23 protein-coding genes are annotated in these 25484 nt (G+C 62.2%); 14 read left to right on the plus strand and 9 right to left on the minus strand.

All coding sequences use genetic code 11. The features are described from left to right. Positions 1-3: 3 nt before the first annotated feature. Both ACX82Z_RS09780 and ACX82Z_RS09785 read right to left on the minus strand, forming a co-directional pair. Positions 4-1461 carry an NAD-dependent succinate-semialdehyde dehydrogenase gene (locus tag ACX82Z_RS09780; RefSeq protein WP_459588312.1) on the minus strand — a complete coding sequence of 486 codons (1458 nt, stop codon included), beginning with the start codon at positions 1459-1461 and terminating at the stop codon, positions 4-6. A gap of 76 nt (positions 1462-1537) precedes the next feature. Continuing rightward, positions 1538-2488, minus strand: coding sequence for an AEC family transporter (locus ACX82Z_RS09785; RefSeq protein ID WP_459588315.1), 951 nt, complete (start codon positions 2486-2488; stop codon positions 1538-1540). 128 nt (positions 2489-2616) lie between these two features. Between ACX82Z_RS09785 and ACX82Z_RS09790 the strand changes: the two genes are divergently transcribed. From ACX82Z_RS09790 to ACX82Z_RS09815, 6 genes are all read left to right on the plus strand, one after another. Continuing rightward, entirely contained in the window at positions 2617-3174 is a 558-nt protein-coding gene (locus ACX82Z_RS09790; RefSeq protein ID WP_459588317.1) for a histidine phosphatase family protein, read from the plus strand. A 112-nt stretch (positions 3175-3286) separates the two neighbouring features. After that, positions 3287-3568, plus strand: a complete 282-nt coding sequence (locus ACX82Z_RS09795; protein WP_252912625.1) for an acyl carrier protein — start codon at positions 3287-3289, stop codon at positions 3566-3568. Positions 3569-3583: 15 nt separating this feature from the next. Beyond that, the gene (locus ACX82Z_RS09800) at positions 3584-4771 is read left to right on the plus strand and encodes a beta-ketoacyl-ACP synthase (RefSeq protein WP_459588319.1); all 1188 of its coding nucleotides are present in this window, start codon (positions 3584-3586) and stop codon (positions 4769-4771) included. 15 nt (positions 4772-4786) lie between these two features. Next, on the plus strand, positions 4787-6055 hold the full coding sequence (locus tag ACX82Z_RS09805) for a beta-ketoacyl-ACP synthase (protein WP_459588322.1): 1269 nt from the start codon (positions 4787-4789) through the stop codon (positions 6053-6055). A 32-nt stretch (positions 6056-6087) separates the two neighbouring features. Then, positions 6088-7116: a zinc-binding dehydrogenase gene (locus ACX82Z_RS09810; protein ID WP_459588324.1), complete on the plus strand. Its 1029-nt coding sequence runs from the start codon at positions 6088-6090 to the stop codon at positions 7114-7116. Next, positions 7113-8054, plus strand: coding sequence for a lipid A biosynthesis lauroyl acyltransferase (locus ACX82Z_RS09815; RefSeq protein ID WP_459588325.1), 942 nt, complete (start codon positions 7113-7115; stop codon positions 8052-8054). Before ACX82Z_RS09810 ends, ACX82Z_RS09815 begins: the two co-directional genes overlap by 4 nt. A 4-nt stretch (positions 8055-8058) precedes the next feature. On the opposite strand, the gene ACX82Z_RS09820 is transcribed toward ACX82Z_RS09815, so the two are convergent. From ACX82Z_RS09820 to ACX82Z_RS09830, 3 genes are read right to left on the minus strand one after another with little or no spacing between them, the layout of a single operon-like run. Then, positions 8059-8991, minus strand: coding sequence for a dimethyl sulfoxide reductase anchor subunit family protein (locus ACX82Z_RS09820; protein ID WP_459588328.1), 933 nt, complete (start codon positions 8989-8991; stop codon positions 8059-8061). Next, on the minus strand, positions 8991-9752 hold the full coding sequence (locus ACX82Z_RS09825) for a 4Fe-4S dicluster domain-containing protein (RefSeq protein ID WP_459588329.1): 762 nt from the start codon (positions 9750-9752) through the stop codon (positions 8991-8993). The genes ACX82Z_RS09820 and ACX82Z_RS09825 overlap by 1 nt, the downstream gene beginning before the upstream one ends. Continuing rightward, positions 9749-12589, minus strand: coding sequence for a molybdopterin oxidoreductase family protein (locus tag ACX82Z_RS09830; RefSeq protein WP_459588332.1), 2841 nt, complete (start codon positions 12587-12589; stop codon positions 9749-9751). The genes ACX82Z_RS09825 and ACX82Z_RS09830 overlap by 4 nt, the downstream gene beginning before the upstream one ends. Positions 12590-12761: 172 nt before the next feature. Here ACX82Z_RS09830 and ACX82Z_RS09835 point away from each other — a divergent pair, with 172 nt between their 5' ends. The 5 genes from ACX82Z_RS09835 to ACX82Z_RS09855 all read left to right on the plus strand — a co-directional run bounded on the left by ACX82Z_RS09835 (position 12762) and on the right by ACX82Z_RS09855 (position 19081). Then, complete coding sequence (locus tag ACX82Z_RS09835) at positions 12762-14042, plus strand: acetylornithine deacetylase/succinyl-diaminopimelate desuccinylase family protein (protein WP_459588333.1); 1281 nt, start codon at positions 12762-12764, stop codon at positions 14040-14042. A 111-nt stretch (positions 14043-14153) separates the two neighbouring features. After that, positions 14154-15632, plus strand: a complete 1479-nt coding sequence (locus tag ACX82Z_RS09840) for an ABC transporter substrate-binding protein (protein WP_459588335.1) — start codon at positions 14154-14156, stop codon at positions 15630-15632. 22 nt (positions 15633-15654) lie between these two features. After that, positions 15655-16602, plus strand: coding sequence for an ABC transporter permease (locus tag ACX82Z_RS09845; protein ID WP_459588337.1), 948 nt, complete (start codon positions 15655-15657; stop codon positions 16600-16602). Beyond that, entirely contained in the window at positions 16599-17471 is an 873-nt protein-coding gene (locus tag ACX82Z_RS09850; protein WP_459588339.1) for an ABC transporter permease, read from the plus strand. The genes ACX82Z_RS09845 and ACX82Z_RS09850 overlap by 4 nt, the downstream gene beginning before the upstream one ends. Then, positions 17468-19081, plus strand: coding sequence for an ABC transporter ATP-binding protein (locus ACX82Z_RS09855; RefSeq protein WP_459588342.1), 1614 nt, complete (start codon positions 17468-17470; stop codon positions 19079-19081). The genes ACX82Z_RS09850 and ACX82Z_RS09855 overlap by 4 nt, the downstream gene beginning before the upstream one ends. Positions 19082-19087: 6 nt before the next feature. Here the strand turns inward: ACX82Z_RS09855 and ACX82Z_RS09860 are convergent, their stop codons facing one another. Then, entirely contained in the window at positions 19088-19447 is a 360-nt protein-coding gene (locus ACX82Z_RS09860) for a hypothetical protein (RefSeq protein WP_459588345.1), read from the minus strand. Positions 19448-19618: 171 nt separating this feature from the next. On the opposite strand from ACX82Z_RS09860, the gene ACX82Z_RS09865 reads away from it, so the two are divergent. The 3 genes from ACX82Z_RS09865 to mmsB are packed head-to-tail and all read left to right on the plus strand — an operon-like array spanning position 19619 to position 22021. After that, positions 19619-20797, plus strand: a complete 1179-nt coding sequence (locus ACX82Z_RS09865; RefSeq protein ID WP_459911697.1) for an isobutyryl-CoA dehydrogenase — start codon at positions 19619-19621, stop codon at positions 20795-20797. Beyond that, positions 20794-21117, plus strand: coding sequence for a hypothetical protein (locus ACX82Z_RS09870; RefSeq protein ID WP_459588347.1), 324 nt, complete (start codon positions 20794-20796; stop codon positions 21115-21117). The genes ACX82Z_RS09865 and ACX82Z_RS09870 overlap by 4 nt, the downstream gene beginning before the upstream one ends. A 19-nt stretch (positions 21118-21136) precedes the next feature. Beyond that, positions 21137-22021, plus strand: coding sequence for a 3-hydroxyisobutyrate dehydrogenase (gene mmsB, locus ACX82Z_RS09875; RefSeq protein ID WP_459588348.1), 885 nt, complete (start codon positions 21137-21139; stop codon positions 22019-22021). Between the two features lie 239 nt (positions 22022-22260). Here the strand turns inward: mmsB and ACX82Z_RS09880 are convergent, their stop codons facing one another. The 3 genes from ACX82Z_RS09880 to ACX82Z_RS09890 form a co-directional block, all read right to left on the minus strand. After that, positions 22261-22674 carry a carboxymuconolactone decarboxylase family protein gene (locus ACX82Z_RS09880; RefSeq protein WP_459588351.1) on the minus strand — a complete coding sequence of 138 codons (414 nt, stop codon included), beginning with the start codon at positions 22672-22674 and terminating at the stop codon, positions 22261-22263. A 59-nt stretch (positions 22675-22733) separates the two neighbouring features. Further along, positions 22734-24110 (minus strand): aspartate aminotransferase family protein, encoded by a 1377-nt coding sequence (locus ACX82Z_RS09885; protein WP_459588354.1) that lies wholly within the window; start codon positions 24108-24110, stop codon positions 22734-22736. Positions 24111-24297: 187 nt separating this feature from the next. Then, a complete protein-coding gene (locus ACX82Z_RS09890; RefSeq protein WP_459588356.1) occupies positions 24298-25467 on the minus strand; it encodes an MFS transporter in 1170 nt (389 codons plus the stop codon). Positions 25468-25484: the final 17 nt, after the last annotated feature.

Below are 25484 nucleotides of genomic sequence, written 5' to 3' on the forward strand. Positions count from 1 at the left end.
ACCTTAAAAGCCCAGTCCGCCGATGCAGACATATTTGGTGTCGAGATAATCCTCGATGCCCTGATGTCCGCCTTCACGGCCAAGACCGGATTCCTTGACGCCGCCAAAAGGCGCTTCGGGCGTGGTGATGATGCCTTCGTTGACACCCACCATGCCGTATTTTAGCCCCTCCATCACGCGGAAGGCGCGGCCGAGATCACCGGTGTAGAAGTAGCAGGCGAGGCCGAATTCGGTGTCGTTGGCAAGCTCGACGGCCTCATCTTCCTTCTCGAAGCGGAAGACGGGTGCGACCGGGCCGAAGATTTCGTCCTTCATGAATTTCATTTGCGGCGTGGCTTCGGAGATGACCGTCGGCTGGAAGAACGAGCCGCCAAGTTCGTGGCGATTGCCGCCGGTGACGACTTTGCCGCCCTTCGCTTTCGCGTCGGCGACAAATTCCTCGACCTTTTCGACCGCCTTTTCATCGATCAGCGGCCCCTGCTGGACGCCGTCGTCCAGGCCGGGACCGACCTTGAGCTTTGCCGATGCCGCAGCGAACTTCTCGACAAACGCATCATAGATGCCGGACTGGACGAAGAAGCGGTTCGTACAAACGCAGGTCTGGCCCGAATTGCGGTATTTCGCGGCGATTGCGCCTTCGACAGCCCGGTCGATATCGGCATCGTCGAAGACAAGGAAAGGCGCGTTGCCGCCAAGCTCCATCGAGACTTTCTTGACGGTCGAGGCGGACTGACCGATCAGGATCTTGCCGACTTCAGTCGACCCGGTGAAGGTGATCTTCTTGACGAGCGGATTGGTCGACAACTCCTTGCCGATTTCGCTCGCACCGCCAGTGACGACGTTGACGACACCCTTGGGAATGCCGACTTCCTCGCAAAGCGCGCCCCACGCCAGACCCGAATAAGGCGTCTGCGTCGCCGGCTTGACGACCGACGTACAGCCGGCCGCGATCGCCGGACCGATCTTGCGTGACAGCATCGAGGACGGGAAGTTCCACGGCGTGATGGCCGCGATAACGCCGACCGGCTCCTTGGTGACTAGAATACGCCGATCGGCCCAGGGCGAAGGAATGACGTCACCATAGGCGCGGCGCGCTTCCTCGGCGAACCAGAGAATATAGGCGGCGGATGCGCCGATCTCGGCCTTCGATTCGGTCAGGGACTTGCCCTGTTCCATGGTGAGAAGTTCGGCCAGCGAATCCTGATTGTCCATGATCGCGTCATGCAGCTTGCGCAGCATCTTGGAACGGTCGAGCGCGCTGGTCTTGCGAAACGACTTGAAAGCCTCGTGGGCAGCCTCGATCGCGCGGCGCGTCTCGGCAGCGCCGGATTTGGGGATCACGCCGATCTTCTGTCCGTTGGCGGGGTTCGTCACGTCGATTGTCTCACCGGAATCGGCTTGCACCCACTCGCCGCCGATCAGGTTGGCTTCGCGAAGAAAATGGCTTGTCTTCTTGAGCATGACGCTCTCCCTCAAACTGGTTCGTCTTGTCGGTTGAGCAAAGATGTAAGGCACCGCGCCGAAAGCACAAAGGTGTTCATCCGAAAAGGCGTTGAGCCACACCGAGCCAGAACAAAGTGCTGACGATGCCGGCAAGCGTCGAGATCGTCATGACGTTGGAGGCAAGCGCCTGCCCGGTGCCGAAACGCGTCGCGATCAGGTACGGATTGACGCCGGTCGGCAGCGAGGCTGCGGTCACGACGACCATGGCGGCGAGCGGTGTCAAACCAAGCGTCCATGCGGCAAGAAGCGCGGCTGCCGGCATGACGACGAGCTTGACCAGCGAAAGAGCCAGGCCCGCCTTCACATTGCCCGAAATGCCCATACGGCGCAGGGAAAGACCCATTGCGAACAAAGCCACCGGTCCGGCCAGGTTGGCGAAAGTATCGACAAAGCGCTGGCCCAGCGCCGGCATGTCGAAACCAGTAATACGCCACAGCAGACCGGCAAAAATGCCGACGATCAGCGGGTTTCCGACGAGCTTCTTCAAAAAATCGACAATCGTCGCCAAGACTCCCTGGCTTTCGGCCGATCCGCGATTCGCCCATTCGAAGAGACCGATCGACGCCGCCATCATGATCGGGAGATGAATGGCCACGATCAGCGACAGGACTTCGAGACCTTGCTGGCCGAATATGCCGTAGATGAGCGGCAGTCCGATCAGGACCAGGTTGGAGAAGGCCGACGCCACGCCGCCGACCACGCTGGCGCGCATGTCACGACCAAACGCCCGGCTCGTCAAAAGTTGTCCGCAGGTCCATGCGACTGCGACGGCAAAGAAGTAGCTCGTCCATAAAAGGCCCGGCTCCATTCCCTCGAAATCGGCCTGGGCGATAGTGCGAAACAGGAGGAACGGCATGCCGACGGTGACGGCGAAAGCAGTCAGCGCATCGCCGATCGTGCTTTTCAAAAGCCCCGTCCAACCCGACACGTAGCCGAGCGCGACAAGGCCGAAGACAAAGACGATGGTTTCGATCATGGCGGACATCGGATTGGCAGTAGCGCGCGCTTCGCTGCACTGCAACCGCCCGTTCCGGCAAACGAACATCGACCTTGCGGTTTCGCTGGGAGGCTCGCGGCCTATATAGACAAGGCGCAAACAGTTCCGGAGCCGTCATGTACCGCACCTTGATCGTCACAATCTTCTCCCTCGTCCTTGCCTTGCCGGCAGCGGCGACGGAAGCGGGATGGGCGCTGCTGCGCAACGGCGGACAGGTCGTGCTCCTTAACCATGCGAATGCGCCGGGTGCGAGCGAACCGGCCTCGTTCGACATCGAATCATGCCGCACGCAACGCAATCTTTCAGAGCGCGGCCGCCAGCAGGCACGGCGAATCGGAGCACTTTTCGCCGCGCGTGCCGCACCGGTCGAGGAGGTTTTCGCCAGCCGGTATTGCCGGACCAAAGACACCGCCGAACTCGCCTTCGGCGCATCGCTGGTCGAAACGGTCGACTGGCTCGACCCGTTCGACGAAAACGGCGAGGAGGCTGATGCGCGTCGGCAACGCCTGATCGAGGCGGTCGAATCCTATACGGGATCGGGCGTTCTGGTGCTGGTGACGCACGATACGTACGTAAATGCCCTTCTTGGCATCCGGCCCCGCGAGGGCGAGGCGATCATCGTCACCGCTCGTGATGGCGCCCTTCAGACGGCAGGTCGCATCGTGTTCAACTAGGTCTGCACACATAGCTTTGCCGGCAATTTCCGCCGCGCCCTTTTCCTGCCGCCAAAAACCGATTAGAGAGCGCGCGAACCTTCTTTTTCAACCTCGCATCGAGGGACAGCCAGTGACAGCCACATTCGACAAGGTTGCCGACATCATCGCGGAAACAAGCGAGATCGAGCGCGAGACCATCACGCCCAAGAGCCACACGATCGACGATCTGGGCATTGATTCGCTCGATTTCCTCGACATCGTTTTCGCGATCGACAAGGAATTCGGCATTAAGATTCCGCTTGAGAAGTGGACGCAGGAAGTCAACGAAGGCAAGGCCTCGACCGAGGAATACTTCGTCATGGAAAATCTCTGCGCGAAGATCGACCAGCTCGTCGCCGCCAAGGCGGCCTGACGGGGCGGCGGGCGCATGGCAGCCAACGACGTCGTCATCACGGGCATCGGCCTCGTTTCGAGCCTGGGCGAAGGAACGGACGCGCACTGGTCGACGCTTACGTCGGGCAATGCCAAGCCGGTGTTCGACGGTGAGCGTTTCGCTCCCTACACCGTCCATCCTTTGCCAGCGCTTGACTGGAGCCTGCAAATCCCCAAGCGCGGCGACCAGCGGCAGATGGAAACCTGGCAGCGGCTCGGTACCTATACGGCTGGGCTCGCGCTGGCCGATGCCGGAATCAAGGACGACGAAGGCCTTTGCGCCTCGATGGACATGATCGTCGCCGCAGGCGGCGGCGAACGCGACACCAGCGTCGACCAGACCATTCTTGACGCGTCCCTGACCCGTAACGACCGCGACCTGCTCGTCAACGAAAAGCTGACGACGGAACTGCGCCCGACGCTGTTTCTCGCGCAGCTTTCCAATCTTCTGGCCGGCAACATCTCAATCGTCCACAAGGTGACCGGCTCCTCGCGCACCTTCATGGGCGAGGAAGGCGCGGGCGTCTCCGCGATCGAAACTGCGGCGGCGCGCATTCGCGCTGGCCAGTCGACCCATATTCTCGTCGGCGGCGCGTTCCAGACCGAGCATCCCGACATGCTCTTGGGCTACGAACTCGGCGGCTTTCTGCATCGCAAGCGCTGGAAGCCGGTCTGGCAACGTGGCGCGAATGATGGCGGCGGCGTCATCAGCGGATCGGGTGGAGCGTTTCTCGTTCTGGAATCGCGCGAACATGCCAAGGCGCGTGGACGCTCCGCTTACGCGCAGATCGACACCGTCGCATCCGGGCGCGCTCGCCGGCAGGATACGGATCTTGCAGCCGCCGTCTCCGGGCTCTTGCGCGCCTTACCCGACGTCGACGGTACCGAACTCGTCATTTCCGGCGCATCCGGCGCACATGCGGCAACCGGCGCGGAACGGCAAGCCCTGCGCGAACAGGGCAGCCATGCCGTGCGCGCTTTCGGCTCGCTGACAGGTCACCTCAAGGAAGCCCAGTTCCCCTTCGCCGTCGCGCTCGCGGCGCTCGCTTTGTCGCACGGAACGGCCTATCCGCCTTTCGATCCGGAAAACGAGACCGCGGCATCGACAGTGCCCGAACGCGTCGTGGCGACGGCCATCGGCTACAACCGCTTCGAGGGTGCAGCCTCGCTGGCGCGGGCGTAGGAAAGGAAGATCGACGTGAAGACCACGGATCATCTGGGACGCCCCATCGTCGCAGTCACCGGCATCGGCGTTGTCACATCGCTCGGTCAGGGCGTTGCCGACAACTGGGCCGCGCTCACCTCCGGCCGCTCGGGCATCCATCCGATCACCCGCTTTCCGACCGATCATCTGGCGACGACGATCTGCGGCACCGTCGACTTTCTCGACACCAGCGACAAGGGCGCATCAGCGCTTACGCAGGATCTGGCTGACCTTGCCGCCGACGAGGCGATCAGCGCATCCGGCATCTCGCGAAGCAAGTTCGACGGGCCGCTGTTCCTGGCCTCGCCGCCGGTCGAACTCGACTGGCGGGACCGCCTGTCTCTCTACGGTTCCGACGACGAGAAAGAGGGCTATCAGCGCCTTTTGAAGGTCGCGCGCGAGCGATTGACCGCAAGTCTCTTCGAAAACACGCAATTCGGCACCATCGCAGACCGGCTTGCCGACAAATACGGCACGCGCGGCCTGCCCATCACGCTCTCCACGGCCTGCGCCTCCGGCGCGACGGCGATTCAGCTTGGCGTCGAAGCGATCCGGCGCGGGGAATGCAGCCGGGCGCTTGCGATCGGTGCGGACGGTTCGGCTACCGCCGAGGCATTGATCCGCTTCTCGCTGCTTTCGGCCCTGTCGACCGCGAACGACGAGCCGACCAAGGCGTCAAAACCGTTTTCGAAGGATCGCGACGGCTTCGTCATGGCCGAAGGCGGCGCGGCGCTGGTTCTGGAATCGCTGGAAAGCGCGCTGGCGCGTGGCGCGACCGTTTACGGTGTCCTGCGCGGTTGCGGCGAAAAGGCCGACGATTTCCACCGCACCCGGTCCAAGCCGGACGGCTCCCCGGCCATCGGCGCGATCAGGGCCGCGCTCGACGATGCCGGCCTTGGCGACGACGGCATCTCCTACGTCAACGCGCACGGCACCTCGACGCCCGAAAACGACAAGATGGAGCATCTGTCGCTCTCGACGGTGTTCGGCGACCACCTGAAGCAGATGGCCGTGTCGTCGAACAAGTCGATGATCGGGCATACACTGTCCGCAGCCGGCGCGATCGAGGCCGTTTTCTCGCTCATGACCATGCGCGAGGGTGTTTTGCCGCCGACGATCAACTACGATCATCCGGACCCGGCGATCGACCTCGACGTCGTGCCGAACGTCAAGCGCGAAGCGGACGTCAAAACGGTTCTGTCGAACTCGTTCGGGTTCGGCGGTCAGAATACGTGCCTTGTCATGGCGCGCGAACCGTTCTAGGTCCGCCGCCAAGAAAAACAGCGGAAAATTCCATGCGCGCATTGCAACTGATCGAGGATCGCCGCCTCGAAACCGTCGACATTGCCGAACCCGACGCGCCCGGCCAGGGCGAGGTCACGCTGCGCATTCGCGCCGTCGCGCTCAACCACATCGACGTGTGGGGCTGGCGCGGCATGGCGTTCGCCAAGCGCAAGATGCCGATCACGGTCGGTGCGGAAGCCTCGGGCGAGGTCGTCAGCGTCGGTCCCGGCGTCTCGAACCTGCGCGAGGGACAACTCGTTTCGATCTACGGCGCGCGCACCTGCGGGCTGTGCAAGCCTTGCCGCGAAAAGCGCGACAATCTGTGCGAGCACGTTTCGGGCGTTCACGGCTTTCATCTCGACGGCTTCGCGCAGGAAAAGATGAACCTGCCCGCGCGCCTTCTCGTCCCCGCCCCGCCCGGCGTCGATGAGATCGGAGCAGCGGTCGCGCCTGTCACCTTCGGGACGGTCGAGCACATGTTGTTCGACAATGCGAAGCTTCAGCCGGGCGAGACGATCCTGATCCATGCTGGCGGTTCGGGGATCGGATCGGCCGCGATCCAGCTTGCCAAGCGCATGGGCTGCACGGTCATCACAACGGTCGGCTCCGATGCCAAGATCGAACCTGCGAAGGCGCTGGGCGCCGATCACGTCATCAACTATCGTGAGGACCGTTTCGAGGGCGTCGTGCGCAAGCTGACGAAAAAGAAGGGCGTCGACGTCGTCTTCGAGCATGTCGGCGCGGACACCTGGACAGGCTCCATGCTTTGCATGAAGCGCGGCGGGCGGCTCGTCACCTGCGGCTCGACCTCGGGCGTGTCCACCTCGATGAACCTGATGCAGCTTTTCCAGCAGCAGCTCAAAATCCTCGGCTCCTTCGGATGCCGCATGGAGAACATGGCCGACGCCATGCAGAAAATGGCCGCCGGTCAGGTCGCGCCGGTCATCGACACCGAAGTCGATTTCGCCGGCATCGACACCGCGCTGAAGCGCATGGAAGGCCGCGACGTATTCGGCAAGATCATCCTTCGGGTATCATGAAGGGCGACAGGCTGCCGGCCTTCCTTCGACCGCTCGTCTACCGGTCGGCCGGCGCGCTGAAGACCGCCGAGCACTGGACGACGGCACGACTGGCGATGGGCATCCTTTGGGGGCTGCGCAAGCTGCCCGCAGACAAGGCACTCGACTTCGCCGACCGCATGGCACGCAGGATCGGGCCGAAGGTGAGCCGTCACAAGGTCGCGGCCGACAATCTGCGCCGCGCCTATCCGGAAAAGACCGAAACCGAAATTCAGGCTATCGCCTCCGACATGTGGGGCAACATGGCGCGGCTTGCGGCCGAATATGTCTTTCTCGAACAGATATTCGACCACGAGCCAGGCGCCGCCCCCGGTCGTGTCGAGGTGATCGGCGAAGAGATTTTCCTGCGCATTCGCGAGGAAAAGCGTCCGCACATCATCTTCACCGCGCATTCGGGCAATTTCGAACTGCTGCCGATCGCGGCTTCCGCCTACGATCTACCCGTGACAGCGCTGTTTCGCGCGCCGAACAATCCGTATATGGCCGAATACATCCTCAAGACGCGCCGCGATACGATGGGCGACCTGCTCGCCTCGCGGGCCGGGGCGGCCTTCGCGCTTGCCCGTGTTCTCGAACGCGACGGCAATGTCGGCGTTTTGGTCGACCAGAAATTCCACAAGGGGCAGAAGACGACCTTCTTCGGCCGTCCTTGCCGCACGAACCCGCTGGTGCCCAAGCTGGCTCGCCAGTTCGACTGCGACGTCTATGCCGCACGCTCGATCCGCCTGCCGGGAAATCGCTACCGGCTCGAATTGCAGGACAAGATCGACCTGCCCCGCAATGAAACGGGTGCAATCGATATCCATGCAAGCTGCCAGATGATGAATGACATCGTCGAAGGCTGGGTGCGTGAGCATCCGGGTCAATGGATGTGGTTTCACAAGCGCTGGGCGGACTGACTATTCAACGCCCATAATAATTCATCACGGCATGGCGCGCTTCGGCGAAGAAAAGCCAACGCTCGACGAATACGCCCGCATAATGCGACAGGAATGCCAGCAAAGCGGCGAGAAACGCCGTCAAGCCCGGTCCCATAGTCGCCGTAGCAAGAACCGCGAGCACAAGCAGCCCGGCCGGAACCAGCCCACCGAGCAGGATCGCGATCGCAAACAGCTTGTCGGCATGCTTTCGCGCGACCTGAAATCCCATTTCGCGGGTCAGGTAATTGTCGTTGACATGCGGCCGCTCGAAAAGCCGTACCTTGCCGATCGATCCAAGACCGGTCGCACTTTCGGGCGTCGATAGCGGCGCGAGCGCCCTGCCCTCCACCCGCCAGCGTCGCTTGACCAGCCACGCGGCGACAAGCGCTAAGATGGCAAGACCTGCAAGCATTGTGACCGATGCCGCGCCGGTCGCCGCAAAAATCGTTCCCAAGGTCGCGCCGCCAGCCAGTGAAAGCAGGAGATAGACGGCGGGTGTCAGGCGCTGCGACCACATCTGGACGGTCTTCAGCGAGCCGTAGATCATGGCCGTGCAATAGACGGTGATGGCGCACAGGACCGCGCCGATCACGCCGGGCAGGATCAGATATCGGTCCATGAAGATCGCCGCATAGGCCGAGATCGTCAGCGGGACAAACGTCAAGATGGCCATCACACCCTCGCGCGACAGCCAGCTCGTTTTCCATTGCGACAGCGCGCGCCATGCACGCTGCGGATTGCCAAGATGCAGCGTCGAGGAGACGAGGCCGCCGCCGATCAGCATCAAGGCGAGTACGTGGCCGAACTTCGTGCCAAGCGCAGCCGGATCGAACAAGCCGACGCCCAAAAGCGCGGCCAGCCCATAGCCGAGGCCGGACAAGGTGGTGAAAACGATGATCGAAAGCGCCGGATGCATCAGATCTTTTCCAGCATGCCATCGAGCCAGGCAAAGAAGCCGGTTGCTGCGGGCGAGTTTTCAGCCAGCGGCATGGCGCTTTGCGCCAGCGGCTTGCGCGGGCGGGGCGGCAGATATTTGTTGACCGGCTTCGTGCCCTGCTCCGGCATCAAATCGATACCGCCGCGCGCCGCGACCATCTTCGAAACATCCGAATTCGGGTCGGCGAAATCGCCATAGTGACGCGCGTTGGCAGGGCATGTGCGCACGCAGGACGGTACACGGTTCACCTCGGCGATGGTCTCGTTATAGATGCGGTCGACGCACAGTGTGCATTTCTTCATGACGCCCGCCGCAAGGTCCATCTCGCGCGCGCCATAGGGGCACGCCCATGCGCACAGGCCGCAGCCGATGCACATATCCTCGTCGACGAGGACGATACCGTCATCGGCTCGCTTGTAGGACGCGCCGGTCGGGCAGACCGTAACGCAGGGCGCATCTTCGCAATGCAGGCACGATTTCGGGAAATGGACGATGCGCGCATCGCCCGCTTCACCAATCTTTTCAGCGCCTTCCGGTAGAACCTCGAAGGAATGAATCCGGTTGAGGAATGTGCCGGATACATCAGGGCCGTAAGGGTCCTGATCCGAAAGCGCCGCGCCGTAGCCGCCCGTGTTCCATTCCTTGCAGGAAATCACGCAGGCGTGGCAGCCGACGCAGATGTCCAGATCGATGACCAGGCCGAGTTTCTTCGGCGTTGGAAGCGACGGGAGCGAAGTCATTTGCTCCACTCCTGCCCGTAGCGCAGTTCGGTCGGCACAGGGCCGGCGCGGCGCTGGTCGGGCATGTGCGGTTCGCTGACTTCGTCCGGCTCGGCCTTTTCGATCCGCACTTTCAAATCGTACCAGGCCGCTTGGCCGGTGACCGGATCGGAATTCGACCAGCGCATGCCATCGCCCTTCGGCGGCAAAAGCTCGTTGATCAGGTGGTTCATCAGGAAGCCGCGCGTCGCTTCGCGCGATTTCGGGTTCAGCGCCCATGCGCCGCCGCGTTTGCCGACCGCGTTCCATGTCCACATCGTATCGCGATTGACGACGTTGGAGCGCGCGATCGGGACCTTGATGCGGCTGTGATGCGAGGTCAGCCAAACCCAGTCGCCGGTCTCAAGGCCGTGTTCGTCACAGATCGCGCCGGGAACGTAGAGCACATTCTCCGTGTGGATCTGGCGCAGCCAGGCATTCATCGAGCCCCATGAATGGTACATCGCCATCGGCCGTTGCGTGATCGCGTGATACGGGAAATCGCCGTCGGCGACGGCGGCTTCCTCCAACGGCGCGTACCATGCGGGCAACGGCGTGAATGCCGAGAGGATACGCTCGCGATGCACCAGTGGAGCGACCGGCTCGCGCACGCCTTCGGCAGACAGACGGAATTTCTGCAAGATTTCCGAATAAAGATGGAATGTCACAGGCTGCTGCTTGTCGAAGAAGCCCATCTTCACCGCGAAATCCTGATAGGCCTGATTTGCATGCTTGAAATAAAGTGCTTCGGACGGGATGTGCGCTGAAAAGAACGAGCCGTTCGCTATATAGCGCTGCATCTGGTCCGGATTGATCGCGCCGCGCCCCGTCTTGTCGCCTTCGCTTCCTCTGAAGCCGGCAAGCGGCCCGATCCCCGGACGGCGTTCGTGGCGCACGATGTAGTCGGCATAATCCTTATAGAGCGCCTTGCCGTGATGATCGACGAAGCCGGGCAGTTTCAGCCGCGCGCCCAGATCGATGAGCACGGTCTGGAAGGCGCGCACGTCGCGGTCCGGCTCGACCACCGGCCAGCGGATCGCGTCATTGACCGAATCCGGCTCGGAGATCGGCCTGTCGAGCAGCGAAATGCAGTCATGCCGCTCCAGATAGGTCGTATCGGGCAGGACGAGGTCGGCATAGGCGACCATCTCCGATGAATATGCATCCGAATAGATGATCTTCGGAATGCGGTATTCGCCTGTCTCCTCGTCCTTTTCCTCCAGCATCTTCATCGTGCCGGCCGTGTTCATGGATGAGTTCCACGCCATGTTGGCCATGTAGAGAAAGAGTACGTCGACCGGATAGGGATCGCCCGCATGCGCGTTGGATATCACCATGTGCATCATGCCATGGGCAGATAGCGGCGCGTCCCAGGAGAATGCCTTGTCGATGCGCGTCGGCTTGCCGTCGTCATCGATCAACAAATCTTCCGGCCCGAGCGGAAAGCCCAGATGCGGACCGGACAGCGGCTGGTTGGAGCCGAAATGCTCCGCCTTGCCGTGCGGGCGCGGATGGCCTTCAACGGGCTTGGGATATGGCGGCTCGAAGCGGAAGCCGCCCGGACAATCGACTGCGCCGATCAGCACCTGCAGCATATGGAGAGCACGTGCGGTCTGGAATCCGTTCGAATGGGCCGAAATCCCGCGCATGGCATGGAAAGATACGGGCCGGCCAACGAAGGTCGCATGCCGCTCGCCGTTCACGTCGGTCCATGGCTGGTCGATCTCGATCGCCTCGTCGAAAGCGACGCGGCCGATCTCTGCGGCGAGGCCACGGATGGTTTCCGCATCGATTCCAGTGGCGCGCGCAACAGCGTCCGGCGCGTATTTGGGATCGAGATATTCGTTTGCCAGAAGCTCGAAGGACGGTCGCGCGGAGCGTCCGTCGTGCAAGGTGACGACGCCATGCAAGGCGGGGCGCGCACCCTTCGTTCCGGCCGGAACGACGCGCTCGGTCACACTTTCGAAAACGAGTGGCCGCCCCTCGCCGTCACGCGCGAAAAGCCCGTGATCCGAGCTGCCGGGCGCATCGATCACCAGCCACGGCGCGTTCGAATAGCGCATCAGATAATCGACGTCGATGCGCCGCGCTCTCAGAAGTTCGTGGACGAGCGAGAAGATCAGCAGCCCGTCCGTCCCGGGCCGGATGCCGAGCCAGTTGTCGGCAACGGCCGAATAGCCGGTGCGCACCGGATTGACCGAGACGAAACGCGCACCCCGCGCCTTCACCTTTGAAATGCCGATCTTGATCGGGTTGGAATCGTGGTCTTCCGCCACGCCGAACAGGATGAAAAGCTTTGTCCTGTCCCAGTCGGGCGCGCCGAATTCCCAGAACGCGCCGCCGATGGTCGTGATGCCGCCTGCCGCCATGTTGACCGAACAGAATCCGCCATGAGCGGCATAGTTCGGTGTGCCGAATTGCTGCGCCCAAAAACTCGTCAGCGATTGCGACTGATCACGACCGGTGAAGAAGGCGAGTTTCTTGGGATCGCGTGCGCGAACCGGCCCCATCCACTCGACGGCCAGCGCCAGCGCCTCGTCCCATGAGATTTCCCTGAACTCGCCCGACCCGCGCGGGCCGGTACGCAGCAGAGGCGCTTTCAGCCGCGCCGGTGCATAGTGCTGCATGATTCCGGACGAACCCTTGGCGCAAAGCACGCCCTTGTTCACCGGATGGTCGCGGTTACCTTCGATGTAGCGGACCTTGCCATCCTTCAGATGCACGTCGATGCCGCATCGGCAGGCGCACATGTAGCACGTCGTCTTGCGCACCTCGTCGGATACGGGTCTGGACAGGTCTACGCGATGCTGAGCAGGCATTGGAATCCTTTTCTTGAAACAATCTCTTACAGAAGACGCAGTGCCAAGAAAACGCCTCCACCCGAAAGTTCATTCCCCACTGCGCACCACGTTCACAAAAATTGCCGGGTAAATTAGCTCCTCGTAAAACGAGCCACTTGCCAAACCGCACGTAACGGCGCTCACTAGGTTCATGAATGAGCGATTGATGACCGCGGTGGAGGATCGCACGGCAGACCTCGTCGCCCTGACGCAGGACCTGATCCGTTACCCGACGATCAATCCACCGGGCGAAGCCTACCGGCCCTGCGCGGAGTATATCGCGCGGCGGCTGAAACGGTTGGGCTTCGAAGCCGAGTTCATACGCGGCGAAGGCGCGCCCGGCGATTCGGACCATTATCCACGCACCAATGTCGTTGCCCGCTATGACGGGCGCGGACCCGGAGCGACCGTCCATTTCAACTCGCATATCGACGTGGTCGAGGCAGGCCAGGGCTGGAGCGTCGATCCGTTCGCCGGCATCGTGAAGGACGGGCGCGTCTACGGGCGCGGCGCCTGCGATATGAAAGGCGGCCTTGCCGCCTCGATCATCGCGGCCGAAGCGTTCATGGCGACCTATCCCGACTTTTCCGGCGCCATCGAGATTTCCGGTACGGTGGACGAAGAATCGGGCGGCTATGGCGGCGTCGCCTACCTTGCGAACAAGGGCTATTTTTCAAAGCCGCGCGTGGATCACGTCATCATTCCCGAGCCGCTGAACAAGGATCGGATCTGCCTTGGGCACCGCGGTGTCTGGTGGGCGGAAATCGAGACCAAGGGGCGTATTGCGCACGGCTCGATGCCTTTCCTCGGCGATTCGGCGATCCGTCACATGGGCGCGGTTCTTAATGCCTTCGAGGAAGAGCTTTTTCCCGCCCTAGACAACAAGCAGACACGCATGCCCGTCGTGCCGGAAGGTGCCCGGCGATCGACCATGAACATCAACTCGATCCATGGCGGGCAGACCGAAGACTTCTTTCCCGGACTGCCCTCGCCCAATGTGCCCGACACGTGCCGGACCGTCATCGACCGGCGTTTTCTGATCGAAGAAGATATTGCTGAGGTCAAGCTGGAGGTTACGTCCATCCTCGATCGCCTCAAGCGCGACCGTCCGAAATTCGACTACGCCATCCGCGATCTGATGGAAGTTCTGCCCTTGATGACGGAGCGCGACACGCCGGTCGTCGAGGCGGTCGCATCGGGCATTCGCGAAATCTTCGGCAAGGAGCCGGACTACGTCATCTCGCCGGGTACCTACGACCAGAAGCACATTGCGCGCATCGGCCATCTGCACGACTGCATTGCCTACGGTCCCGGCATTCTCGATCTAGCCCACCAGCCGGACGAATGGGTCGGTATCGAAGACATGGTGGAATCGGCCAAGGTGATGGCGATTGGCCTCGACGTGATGCTGCGCGGCGCGACACGGCAATAATGCCGCCACGCCGGCGATGCCGCAGTGCAAGAAGCACATTTACTCGACAATGAATTCGGGCTTTTATCCCACAGCGCGCCCTGCCGGGTCGATTATCGGGGAGAGAACAGCATGAAAATCATCGTTTCCATCGCCGCTGCTGCGGCCATCGCGTTCGCCTCCGGCACCGCGCTCGCGCAGCCTCGCACCGATCTGGTCCTCGGCGTCGTACTCGAACCGCCGCATCTCGACCCAACGGCCGGCGCAGCCGCCGCGATCGACGAAATCGTCTACGCCAACGTCTTCGAGGGGCTGACGCGCATCGGCCCGAATGGCGAGGTGCTGCCCGCCCTGGCTGAAAGCTGGGAAATCTCCGAGGACGGCTTGACCTACACCTTCGCGCTGCACGAGGGTGTGACCTTCCATGACGGCGCGCCCTTCACGGCCGACGACGTCGTCTTCTCGCTCGACCGGGCGCGCGCGGACGATTCCACCAACGCGCAAAAAGGGCTGTTCGCCGCCATCAAAAGCGTTGAAGCGACCGATCCGGCCACCGTCACCGTGACGCTGTCGCATCCGCAGGGTGCGTTTCTCTACAATATGGGCTGGGGCGACGCGGTGATCGTGTCGGAAGCCTCGGCCGCCACCAATGCGGAAAATCCGGTCGGCACCGGCCCGTTCCGTTTCGATAGCTGGGCGCGCGGCTCGTCGATCGTGCTGGTGAAATCTCCCGACTACTGGGGCGAAGAAGTCGCGCTCGACAGAGCCGAATTCCGCATCGTGCCGGATGCGGCGGCGGCCGTTCCGGCGATCCTGTCCGGCGACATTCAGGCGTTTCCGATGTTCCCGCCAGACGCGTACGAACAGGTTCAGGGCGACCCGCGCTTCAAGGTCGTGATCGGCTCGACCGAAGGCGAAACCATCCTCGCCATGAACAATGGCAAGGAACCGTTCGACAATATCGAGGTGCGCCGCGCCATTTCCTACGCCGTCAATCGGGACGAGGTCATCGCAGGTGCCTCGAACGGCCTCGGCACGCCAATCGGCTCACACTTTTCCCCCGCCAACGCGGCCTATGTCGACCTGACCGGCACCTATCCCTTCGACCCGGAGCGCGCGAAGGAGCTTTTGGCCGAGGCCGGCCTTGCAGACGGGTTTTCCGCAACGCTCAAGCTGCCGCCCCCCGGCTACGCACGGCAGGGCGGCGAGATCATCGCAGCGCAATTGCGCCAGATCGGTATCAATCTGGAAATCCAGCCCGTCGAATGGGCCGACTGGCTTTCCACGGTCTTCACCGACAAGGACTATGACCTGACGATCATCTCCCACACCGAGCCGAACGATATCGATATCTACTCGCGGCCCGATTACTATTTCAATTACCAGAACGAGGCGTTCAACGAGGTCATTGCCGAACTCGACCAAACGTCCGACGAGGCACAACGAAACGAGCTTTACGGTCAGGCGCAGGAAATTCTCGCCGAGGATGCGCCAGTGGTCTTCCTTTTCCAGTTGCCGAAGGTCGGCGTGTGGGACGCCAAGCTCGAAGGACTCTGGGAAAACATGCCCGTTCAGGCAAACGACCTGACGAAGGTTCGCTGGACCGAATAGGCTTCATATTCGTTCGCGGCGCATGACCCTTTTCCTCGCCAAACGTCTCGCGATCGGGCTCGTCACCCTTCTGGTGGCATCGATGGTGGTCTTTTCGGTCATGGAAATTTTGCCGGGCGACCCCGCCCGGCTGATGCTCGGCATGAACGCGACGCCCGAAGCTCTCGACACGCTGCGCGAGCAGATGGGACTGAACGCGCCAATCATCGAGCGCTATGTCTCATGGGTCGGCGGCATGCTGGCGGGCGATTTCGGCCGCTCCTACACATATCGCGCGCCCGTTCTCGATCTGATTGCCGAGCGCGCAGCCGTTTCGGTGCCGCTCGCGCTGATCGCGCTGACACTCTCGACCGCCATCGCTATTCCGGTCGGCATTTTCGCAGCCGCACGGCGCGGCAGGCTTGGCGATACCGTCTCGATGGGCACGGCGCAGATCGGCGTCGCAATCCCGAATTTCTGGTTCGCGCTTCTTTTGATCTACGTCTTCGCCGTCTGGCTGCGGCTTGTTCCGGCAGGCGGTTTTCCCGGATGGTCGGGCGGGGTGTGGCCCGGCCTCAAGGCGCTGATCCTGCCGGCGGTTGCGCTCGCATTGCCGCAGGCCGCGATCCTTGCCCGCGTCACCCGCTCCGCCATGCTGGAGGTGCTCGGCGAAGACTACATCCGCACCGCGCGTGCCAAGGGGCTTCCACGTCGCAAGGTGCTGTGGCGACACGCGCTGCGCAATGCCATGATTCCCGTCCTGACGATCCTCGGCCTGCAATTCGCCTTCCTGCTCGCCGGTACGATCATCATCGAGAACGTGTTCTACATTCCCGGCCTCGGCCGCCTCGTCTTCCAGGCGATCACGCAGCGCGACCTGATCGTCGTCGAAGGCGTCATCATGCTGCTGGTCGCAAGTGTCGTGCTCGTCAACATTCTCGTCGACATCGCCTATGCGCTGGTCGATCCACGCCTGCGGGCGCGCACATGAGCAACGAACCCGCCTCCCCGCCCGTCGAAGGCGCCGCGCATTTCCTGCGCATGGCATTTTCGAACGCGTCGTTCGTGACCGGCCTTGTCATCACCATGCTGATCGCGGCGATGGCGCTCATATCTTTCGTGTGGACCCCGCACGACATCACCAACATTGTCGTCGCCGATCGTATGCTTGGCCTGTCGCTCGAACATCCCTTTGGGACCGATCATTTCGGCCGCGACATCCTGTCGATGATCATGATCGGAGCACGCAACTCCATCGCAGTCGCCTTCGTCGCCGTCGGCATCGGCATCGCGGTCGGCGTGCCGCTCGGGTGCTGGGCGGCCGCGCGCGGCGGGTGGATCGACGAGGTGCTGATGCGCTTCAACGATCTCGTCTTCGCCTTTCCCGCCCTCGTCTCGGCAATCATGATCACCGCGATCTTCGGGCCCGGAGCGGTCAACGCCATCATCGCAATCGGCATCTTCAACGTGCCCGTCTTCGCACGTGTCGCGCGAGCCGGCGCAATGGCCATCTGGCCGCGCGAATACATTCTCGCCGCGCGTGCATCGGGCAAGTCCGCCACGCTGATCACCATCGAACATATCCTTCCCAACATCGCCTCAATCCTGCTCGTGCAGGCGACGATCCAGTTCGCGCTCGGCATTTTAGCCGAGGCAGGGCTTTCCTATCTCGGGCTCGGGGCACAGCCGCCGATGACCAGTTGGGGACGCATGCTCTTCGACGCGCAGACGCGCATGATGATGGCACCGCATCTGGCGATCTTTCCCGGCCTTGCCATCGTCGTCACCGTGCTTGGCCTCAACCTTCTCGGCGACGGCCTGCGCGATGTGCTCGATCCACGACTGAGGCGTGCGCGATGAGCCTTCTCGAAATCGAAAATCTGCGCCTTTCCATCGGCGATTTTGACATCCTCAAAGACGTTGATCTGTCCATCGATCAGGGCGAAGTGCTCGGGCTGGTCGGGGAATCCGGGTCCGGAAAGTCGATGGCCGCACTGACGCTGATGCGCCTTTTGCCCGAACTGGCGAAGGCATCCGGGCAGGTGACGTTCGACGGCATCGACATTCTCGGCGCACCGGAAGCGGCGATGAACCGCCTGCGCGGTAACGAGATCGGCATGGTGTTTCAGGAGCCGATGACCGCGCTGAACCCGGTCAAGACAATCGGCGAACAGGTCGCAGAAGGCATTCGCTGGCACATTGGCGCGAACCGGAAAGACGCGGAGGATCGCGCGCGCGCCATGCTCGACCGCGTCGGCCTGCCGGGAGCGAAATTCCCCCTTTCGCGCTACCCGCACGAACTTTCCGGCGGCCAACGTCAGCGCGTCGTCATCGCGATCGCATGCGCGCTCCAGCCCAAGCTGCTCGTTGCCGACGAGCCGACGACCGCGCTCGACGTCGTGCTTCAGGCGCAGATCCTCGAACTTTTGCGCGATCTCGTCGACGAGCGGAAGATGGGGCTACTGCTGATTTCGCATGACCTTGCCGTCGTCGCCGACATGGCCGACCGCGTGACCATCATGCGCCATGGCGAGGTGATGGAGACCGGTTCAACAGGACGCGTGCTGACCGAAAAAGCCCATCCCTATACGCGCCAACTCGCCGAAGCCTCGACGCATGTGCCCGCCCGCGCGCGAGCTGATACCTCCAGAGCTTCGCCGCTGCTCGAAATTACCGACGTGACCCGCGATTATCGCGGGCGGCGGCGTTCGCTCTTTTCCAGCCCCGAACCGATCCATGCAGTGCGCGGCGTTTCCTTCGAACTTCACGAAGGGCAATCGATGGCGCTGGTCGGACGTTCAGGCTGCGGCAAGTCCACCCTCGCCCGCATGATCCTCGCCCTCGACAAGCCGACATCAGGCTCGATCAGGCTGCGCGGCGAAGACCTGACCGCAAAGACCGAAGCGGATTTACGCCCCTTCCGGCGGGACATGCAGGTCGTGTTTCAGGACCCTTACGGTTCGTTCAATCCGCGCCATAAGGTCGAACGGCTGGTCGCAGAGCCGCTGCTTCTTCTCGAAACCCGTACGTCGAAGCCTGAAACGCGTGAGCGCGTGACGCAGGCTTTGGCCGAGGTCGGTCTGTCGGCCGCCGACATGGACAAATACCCACACGAATTTTCCGGCGGGCAACGCCAGCGGCTGTCGATTGCGCGCGCGCTGATCACACGGCCAAAGCTGATCGTCGCGGACGAGCCGGTCTCGGCTCTCGACGTGTCCATCCGCGCGCAGGTGCTCGATCTGTTTGCCGACCTCAACGCCCGGCTCGGCGTTGCCTACCTTTTCATCACGCACGACCTCACCGTCGCACGCGCGATCACCGATCAGGTCATGATCATGCACGAAGGCGAGATCGTCGAACGTGGCGACACTGCGGCGGTGCTCGACGATCCGCAATCGGAGGCAGGCAGGATGCTGGTCGCCGCCGCGCCCGATCTGGAACGCGCGCTGGAGCGGCGAAACGCCTTGTAAGCGTTGTCAGTCCACATCTTCCAAAGCGAGAATGTCGAGAACCCGGATGCGCAAACGGCGCTGGTGCGGCCGCAAAAACGGATCGAAGGCGGCGAAATCCAGAATTTCCTTTGCCGTCGACCTTCGCGAAAGCTCATCGAGTTCGCGCAGCGCCGCTATGACGCGGAACGTCCCCGCGCCCGGCTCATATTCAGCCAGTTCCGTTGCGAGCCTTTCGCGCTCGGCGGGATCGAGGCAGAACCGATCATAGACTTTCTCGGCCAGAAGCGCGAACTCATCGTCGCGCCCGCCCTCGTGGAGCACGATCATCAGGACGAGAAGCATCTCGACGGGCATGGCTATGTCCTGTTCGGTTCGCACTCGCATCGTTCTCCCGCCGCCATGATCGCGATTGCCTTAAACGCATGGGATGGCATCAATCGGGCACGATTTTGCGCACATCCAATTAACGTTTCCCGCACATGGGCCGCATTGCGCGCCGGGGCCAATGGGTTAAATTGCCGTCGAGGAATTTTGACGATGACAGGGAGGCCCCGCATGGACGCCGCGCTCGACGCAACGGCCACGCAATTCGAGCTCAACGAGGACCAGCGCGCCATCCAGGAGATGACAGCGGCCTTCGCGGCCGAGAAGGTGGCACCTTATGCTCTCGAATGGGACAAGGACCGCCATTTCCCGTCCGACGTGATCCGCTCGACGGGCGAACTCGGCTTCGGCGGCATCTATATCGGCGAGGATGTCGGCGGTTCGGGGCTGGGCCGCCTCGACGCTGTGCTGATCTTCGAAGCGCTGTCCGCCGCCTGCCCCGGCTTTTCCTCGATGATCTCGATCCACAACATGGCCGCGTGGATGATCGACAAATTCGGCAACGACGACCAGCGTCAACGTTTCCTGCCGAAGATGACCTCCTTCGAGTGGATGGCAAGCTACTGCCTGACCGAACCGGGTGCCGGTTCCGACGCCGCGGCGCTCAAGACGAAGGCAACGCGCTCGGGCGGCAATGGCAGCGACTATGTGCTGAACGGCACCAAGCAATTCATCTCCGGCGCAGGCGAATCCGATCTTTACGTCGCGATGGTCCGCACCGGCGAGGACGGCCCCAAGGGCGTCTCCACGCTAGTCATCCCGAAAGATGCGCCCGGCCTTTCCTTCGGTACGGCCGAAAACAAGATGGGCTGGCACATGCAGCCAACCCGACAGGTGATTTTCGAGGACTGCAAGGTGCCGGCCGAAAACCTGCTTTCAAGCGAGGGCGAAGGCTTCAAGATCGCGATGGCGGGTCTCGACGGCGGACGGTTGAACATCGCCGCCTGCTCGCTTGGCGGCGCGCAATCGGCATTCGACAAGGCGCTCGCCTATGCGGGTGAACGCAAGGCGTTCGGCAAGACGATCGACCAGTTCCAGGCGTTGCAATTCAAGCTCGCCGACATGGAAACCGACCTCAACGCCTCGCGCATGATGCTTTACACGGCAGCTTCGAAACTCGACCGCAAGGCGCACGATGCGGGCAAATGGTCAGCGATGGCGAAGCGCTTCGTGACGGACACATGTTTCGACGTCGCCAACGAGGCGCTGCAGGTGCATGGCGGCTACGGCTACCTCCACGATTACGGGATCGAGAAGATGGTGCGCGACTTGCGCGTTCACCAGATTCTCGAAGGCACGAATGAAATCATGCGCATGATCATTGCGCGGCAATTGATCGGACGAGCATGAAAAAGACAGTCCTTCTATTCGGGTTCTTTGTCTCGCTATCGTTCGCAGGCGCGGCGCATGCGAACGATACGTTTCCTAACGTCGATGCGAACGCCTATTGTGAAATGATCATGGGCAGCAATCCTGCGGCGGCCTCGATACCGGGCCTGACCGAAAGCTGTATCGAAACGGACAGGGAAAGCGAGGCGGAAGCCCGATCCAGATGGCGTGCCACGACGCCGGAAATCCGAATCGACTGCCGCGACCTGAGCAAGCTGAACGGCCACTATTCCTACGGTCTGGTGCTCGGCTGCATTCGCAATGGCGAACAACGAATCTGATGTCCGGGAGGAACCGCTCATGACAACTATCGCTTTCATCGGGCTCGGCAATATGGGCAACCCCATGGCCGCCAATCTCGTCAAGGCCGGGCATGAGGTGACAGGCTTCGATCTCGTCCCGGCAAATCTCGATACGGCGAAGTCAAACGGCCTTTCGATCGCGGCGAGCGCCCGCGAGGCGGTTTCCGGGGCCGAAATCGTAGTGACGATGCTGCCGGCGGGCAAGCACGTCGTCAGCGTCTACGAAGACATCATCGCGGCAGCGGCCAAGGGCACGCTCTTTATCGATTCCTCCACCATCGACGTGGAGTCCGCGCGCAAGGCGCACAGTATCGCCGAGGACGCGGGTATGCTTTCGGTCGACGCGCCGGTTTCGGGCGGCGTCGGCGGCGCGGAGGCCGGCACGCTGACCTTCATGGCCGGCGGTGCGACGGCGGCTTTCGCCAAGGCAGAGCCGATCCTTCAGCCCATGGCCGGCAAAATCGTCCATTGCGGCGACGCGGGCGCGGGTCAGGCTGCCAAGATCTGCAACAACATGATCCTCGGCATCTCGATGATCGGCGTCGGCGAGGCGTTCGTGCTCGCCGAAAAGCTCGGCCTGTCGCATCAGGCGCTGTTCGACGTCGCCTCGACCTCATCGGGCCAGTGCTGGTCGCTGACCACCTATTGTCCGGTGCCCGGTCCGGTGCCGACCTCCCCCGCCAACCGGGATTACAAGCCCGGCTTCGCCGCCGCGCTGATGCTCAAGGATTTGCGTCTCGCGCAGGAGGCGGCGCAAAGCGCAGGCGCTGTGACGCCGCTCGGTGCGGAGGCCACGCAGCTTTACGCCCTCTTCAATGCGATGGGCGAGGAAGGGACCGATTTTTCGGGCATCATCAACTTCCTGCGCGGCAAAACCGGTTAACTCAAATTTTCGTCAAATTCATATTTGCTTAAGTGACTGATAACCCGCTGGTAACGATGAGCGGTTAAAACCAATGACAAGGCGGTCATCGCAGCCGCCTCCCGCTCCGGATCAGGTATTGCGTACCGGAGCAGTAATCTTCGCAGCGTAATTGTCAGCGAAGTGCCATGCGTCCTTTGGCAAGACCGCGTCTCTTTCACGAGAGCGCGGTTTCTTGCGTGTCGATTGCCATTTCTACTTCAGATATCCTTGGGAACGAACTGTGCATCTACCGGCGGGCGCAGGCCGTTGACGAGCCTGTTGGTCTCGTTCGCCATGCCGACAACCGCCAGCAGTTCCATGAATTGCGCGTCGCTCATTCCCTTGGCGCGTGCGGCCGCAGTGTGCGAATAAGTGCAGTATTCGCAGCCATTCGTCACGGATACGGCGACATAGACGAGTTCTTTCGTCAGAGGATCGAGCGCACCCGGCGCCATCACCTGTTTGGCGTCTTCCCAGGTTCGTTTCAGCGCGACGGGATCGTGCGCCAGCACCTTCCAGAAATTGTTGATCCAGTCGGTCCCGCGCGTCTTCATGATATCGTCGTAGACCGCGCGCACCTCGGCCGAGGCGGCTTCATATTCGATCAGCGGCATGAGCGATGCGTTCGTCATTTCCTACCTCCGATGCAAAACGCCCCGCCTGATTTCTGCCGAGCGGGGCGTGTGACGTTTTATTTGCGCAAATCGCGCTCAGCCAGGTCGAGCGCCTTGCCGATGCGCTCGCAGGCCATGTCGATTGTCTGCTTCGTCCAGATCAGCGGCGGCGACAGGATCATCGTGTCGCCCACAGCACGCATCATCATGCCATTGGCGATTGCATGGTCGCGAACCGTCGCGGCGGCCGCGCCGACATCGGGAAAGCGTGCATTCGAGTCCTTGTCCTTGACGATCTCGATTGCGGCCATGAGCCCGATCGAACGCACTTCGCCGACGATGCCGTGCCCTCCCAGTTGCTCCTTCAAGGCTTTCGCCAGATAGGGACCGGTTTCATCCCGGACGCGATCGATCAGCCCTTCCTTCTCGATGATATCGAGATTGGCGAGCGCGACCGCGCAGGCGACCGGATGCCCCGAATAGGTGTAGCCGTGATAGAATTCGCCGCCCTTTTCGACCAGCGTTGCGGCGATACGGTCGCCGACCAGCAGTGCTGAAAGCGGCTGATAACCGGAGGTCAGCGCCTTGGCGGTCGTGATCGTGTCGGCCTCGATGCCGAGCGACTGCGCGGCGAACCATTCGCCCGTTCGCCCATATCCCGTGATAACCTCGTCGAGCATCAGCAGAACATCGTACTTCTTGCAGATGCGCTGGATTTCCGGCCAATAGCTGTCCGGCGCAATCTTCACGCCGCCTGCCCCCATGACCGGCTCGCCAATGAAGGCCGCGACGTTGTCCGCGCCCGCTTCGAGGATGGCATCCTCCACCGCCTTTGCAGCGCGCAGGCCGAAATCGTGGTCGCTTTCGCCCGGCTGCTTCAGTTCGAACGCATAGGGCGGCATCACATGCGCGATGTTCGGCACCGCACCGTTCAACTGGGTATGCATCGCCGCCATGCCGCCGAGCGACGTGCCGGTGATCGTCGAGCCGTGATAGGCCCAGTTGCGCGAGATGATCCGGTTCTTCTGCGGCTTGCCTTCCAGCACCCAGTAATGGCGCACGAGACGCAAGGCCGTGTCGTTCGCTTCCGAGCCGGAGGAGCCGTAGAACACCTGGTTCATGTTCTTCGGCGCGATCTCGGCGATCTTTTTGGCGAGAAGCACCGGCGTCGGCGTCGTGCAGCGGAAGAAGGAATTGTAATAAGGCAGTTCCTTCATCTGCGCATAGGCGGCTTCGGCAAGTTCATTGCGCCCATAGCCGACATTGACGCACCAAAGGCCCGCCATGCCGTCGAGGATTTCGTTGCCCTCGCTGTCATAGACGAACGGGCCTTCGGCGCGCGTGATCATCCGCGATCCGGCGTGGCGCAAATCCTTGTGGTCGGTGAAGGGGTGAAGGTGGTGCGCGGCGTCGATTTCCTGAAGCTGCGCGAGCGAATAGTTCTGGTAGGTCATGTGCTTTTTGTCTCCGTCTAAAACCTTCTCAAGGGTTCAAACGGCAGGCGGCGGCGAATATCCGATCCGGGCGCACAGGCGCAACAATTCCGCATGGCGCGTGCGCGGAGACGGCGTGGATGCGTGTGCGTTTTTTCTGATCATCGAAAGGCGCATGGCGAATTTGTAGACGTGCGGGCGGCCCCGTTCAAGCCGAACGCCGATATGTGCGGACTATCGCGACCACGACCAGAATCGCGCAAAGTCCCGCCAGAACGAGCGGCAGGCCGTTCGCACCGACTGCCTGCATCGCAAGGCCAGCGCTTGGCGGCCCCGAAATCCCACCAAGTCCCCACATCAATGCGAAGGCTGCGTTGCCCGCGACAAGCATCGAACCGGTGAAACGTTGGCCGAGTTCGACGATCGCCATCGTATAGATACCGTAAGCGAACGCGCCCCAGAAAAAGGCGACCGGCCATTGCGCGGACGTGCCCAGAACCAGCGGTAGGAGCGCGCAGCCGACGATCGCCATCACGGCGCATAAAAGCATCACACCGCGCGCATTCCACCGGTCGGCCAGAAGACCGAGCGGCACCTGAAGGGCGAAATTGCCGACGATGAAGACGGTCAGCAGCGTCGCCATCTGCCCCTCGCCAATCGCGAACGCGCGTCCGTATGACGGAAGGAGCGACATCATCGCCGTCTCGAAACCGGCCGCGACGACGACCGCCAGAAGAAGCGTCGGCGCGACGGGCAAAAAGCGGCGCACGGTTCCCTGCTGTTCGTCTTCGTGGAACGCGGGAAGACGCGCGGAAACGGCGAGGACAAAAAGTCCGCAGATGAGAAACGCGCTAATTCCGACGAGGAACGGCGCCCAGCCCTGCGTGCCGACCAGTGCCAGCGTTGCCGGCCCGAGCGCGAAGCCAAGCGAGATGATCGACGTGTAGACGCCCATGAAACGCCCGCGCGCATAGGCGGGCGCGAGCGCGATCATCCAGACCTCGGAGAGTACGTAGAGCGGAATGACGGAAAAGCCGAGCAGGAAGCGCAGCGGAAACCACAGCCACAGATTCTGTGTCGCGCCGATCAGCGCGAACATGGTGGCGCACATCACCGAGCAGATGAGCACTGTGCGCACACCACCCAGCCAGTTGACGAGGCGCGGAACGAAGGACGACGCCACGATCATGCCGAGCGGCGACATCGCGGCAGACAGGCCGATCATGGTCGGCGATACGCCTTGACGCTCCAGGATGAAGGCCAGCAGCGGATAGGAAAGCCCCTGCGCGATCGCGAACACGGAGACCGTCGCGGTGACCGCGCCGATGGCCAGCCACGGGACCGGCGGCAATGCGAATGGCGTCTCGATACGGTCCACGATGCTACGAAATCCCG

This window comes from Aliihoeflea sp. PC F10.4, assembly GCF_054612275.1.

Coding starts and splice junctions, on each gene's coding strand:
- ACX82Z_RS09780 (WP_459588312.1), bottom strand. CDS start 1,461: ATGCTCAAGAAGACAAGCCATTTTCTTCGCGAAGCCAACCTGATCGGC.
- ACX82Z_RS09785 (WP_459588315.1), bottom strand. CDS start 2,488: ATGTCCGCCATGATCGAAACCATCGTCTTTGTCTTCGGCCTTGTCGCG.
- ACX82Z_RS09790 (WP_459588317.1), top strand. CDS start 2,617: ATGTACCGCACCTTGATCGTCACAATCTTCTCCCTCGTCCTTGCCTTG.
- ACX82Z_RS09800 (WP_459588319.1), top strand. CDS start 3,584: ATGGCAGCCAACGACGTCGTCATCACGGGCATCGGCCTCGTTTCGAGC.
- ACX82Z_RS09810 (WP_459588324.1), top strand. CDS start 6,088: ATGCGCGCATTGCAACTGATCGAGGATCGCCGCCTCGAAACCGTCGAC.
- ACX82Z_RS09815 (WP_459588325.1), top strand. CDS start 7,113: ATGAAGGGCGACAGGCTGCCGGCCTTCCTTCGACCGCTCGTCTACCGG.
- ACX82Z_RS09820 (WP_459588328.1), bottom strand. CDS start 8,991: ATGCATCCGGCGCTTTCGATCATCGTTTTCACCACCTTGTCCGGCCTC.
- ACX82Z_RS09825 (WP_459588329.1), bottom strand. CDS start 9,752: ATGACTTCGCTCCCGTCGCTTCCAACGCCGAAGAAACTCGGCCTGGTC.
- ACX82Z_RS09830 (WP_459588332.1), bottom strand. CDS start 12,589: ATGCCTGCTCAGCATCGCGTAGACCTGTCCAGACCCGTATCCGACGAG.
- ACX82Z_RS09835 (WP_459588333.1), top strand. CDS start 12,762: ATGAATGAGCGATTGATGACCGCGGTGGAGGATCGCACGGCAGACCTC.
- ACX82Z_RS09840 (WP_459588335.1), top strand. CDS start 14,154: ATGAAAATCATCGTTTCCATCGCCGCTGCTGCGGCCATCGCGTTCGCC.
- ACX82Z_RS09845 (WP_459588337.1), top strand. CDS start 15,655: ATGACCCTTTTCCTCGCCAAACGTCTCGCGATCGGGCTCGTCACCCTT.
- ACX82Z_RS09850 (WP_459588339.1), top strand. CDS start 16,599: ATGAGCAACGAACCCGCCTCCCCGCCCGTCGAAGGCGCCGCGCATTTC.
- ACX82Z_RS09855 (WP_459588342.1), top strand. CDS start 17,468: ATGAGCCTTCTCGAAATCGAAAATCTGCGCCTTTCCATCGGCGATTTT.
- ACX82Z_RS09860 (WP_459588345.1), bottom strand. CDS start 19,447: ATGCGAGTGCGAACCGAACAGGACATAGCCATGCCCGTCGAGATGCTT.
- ACX82Z_RS09865 (WP_459911697.1), top strand. CDS start 19,619: ATGGACGCCGCGCTCGACGCAACGGCCACGCAATTCGAGCTCAACGAG.
- ACX82Z_RS09870 (WP_459588347.1), top strand. CDS start 20,794: ATGAAAAAGACAGTCCTTCTATTCGGGTTCTTTGTCTCGCTATCGTTC.
- mmsB (WP_459588348.1), top strand. CDS start 21,137: ATGACAACTATCGCTTTCATCGGGCTCGGCAATATGGGCAACCCCATG.
- ACX82Z_RS09880 (WP_459588351.1), bottom strand. CDS start 22,674: ATGACGAACGCATCGCTCATGCCGCTGATCGAATATGAAGCCGCCTCG.
- ACX82Z_RS09885 (WP_459588354.1), bottom strand. CDS start 24,110: ATGACCTACCAGAACTATTCGCTCGCGCAGCTTCAGGAAATCGACGCC.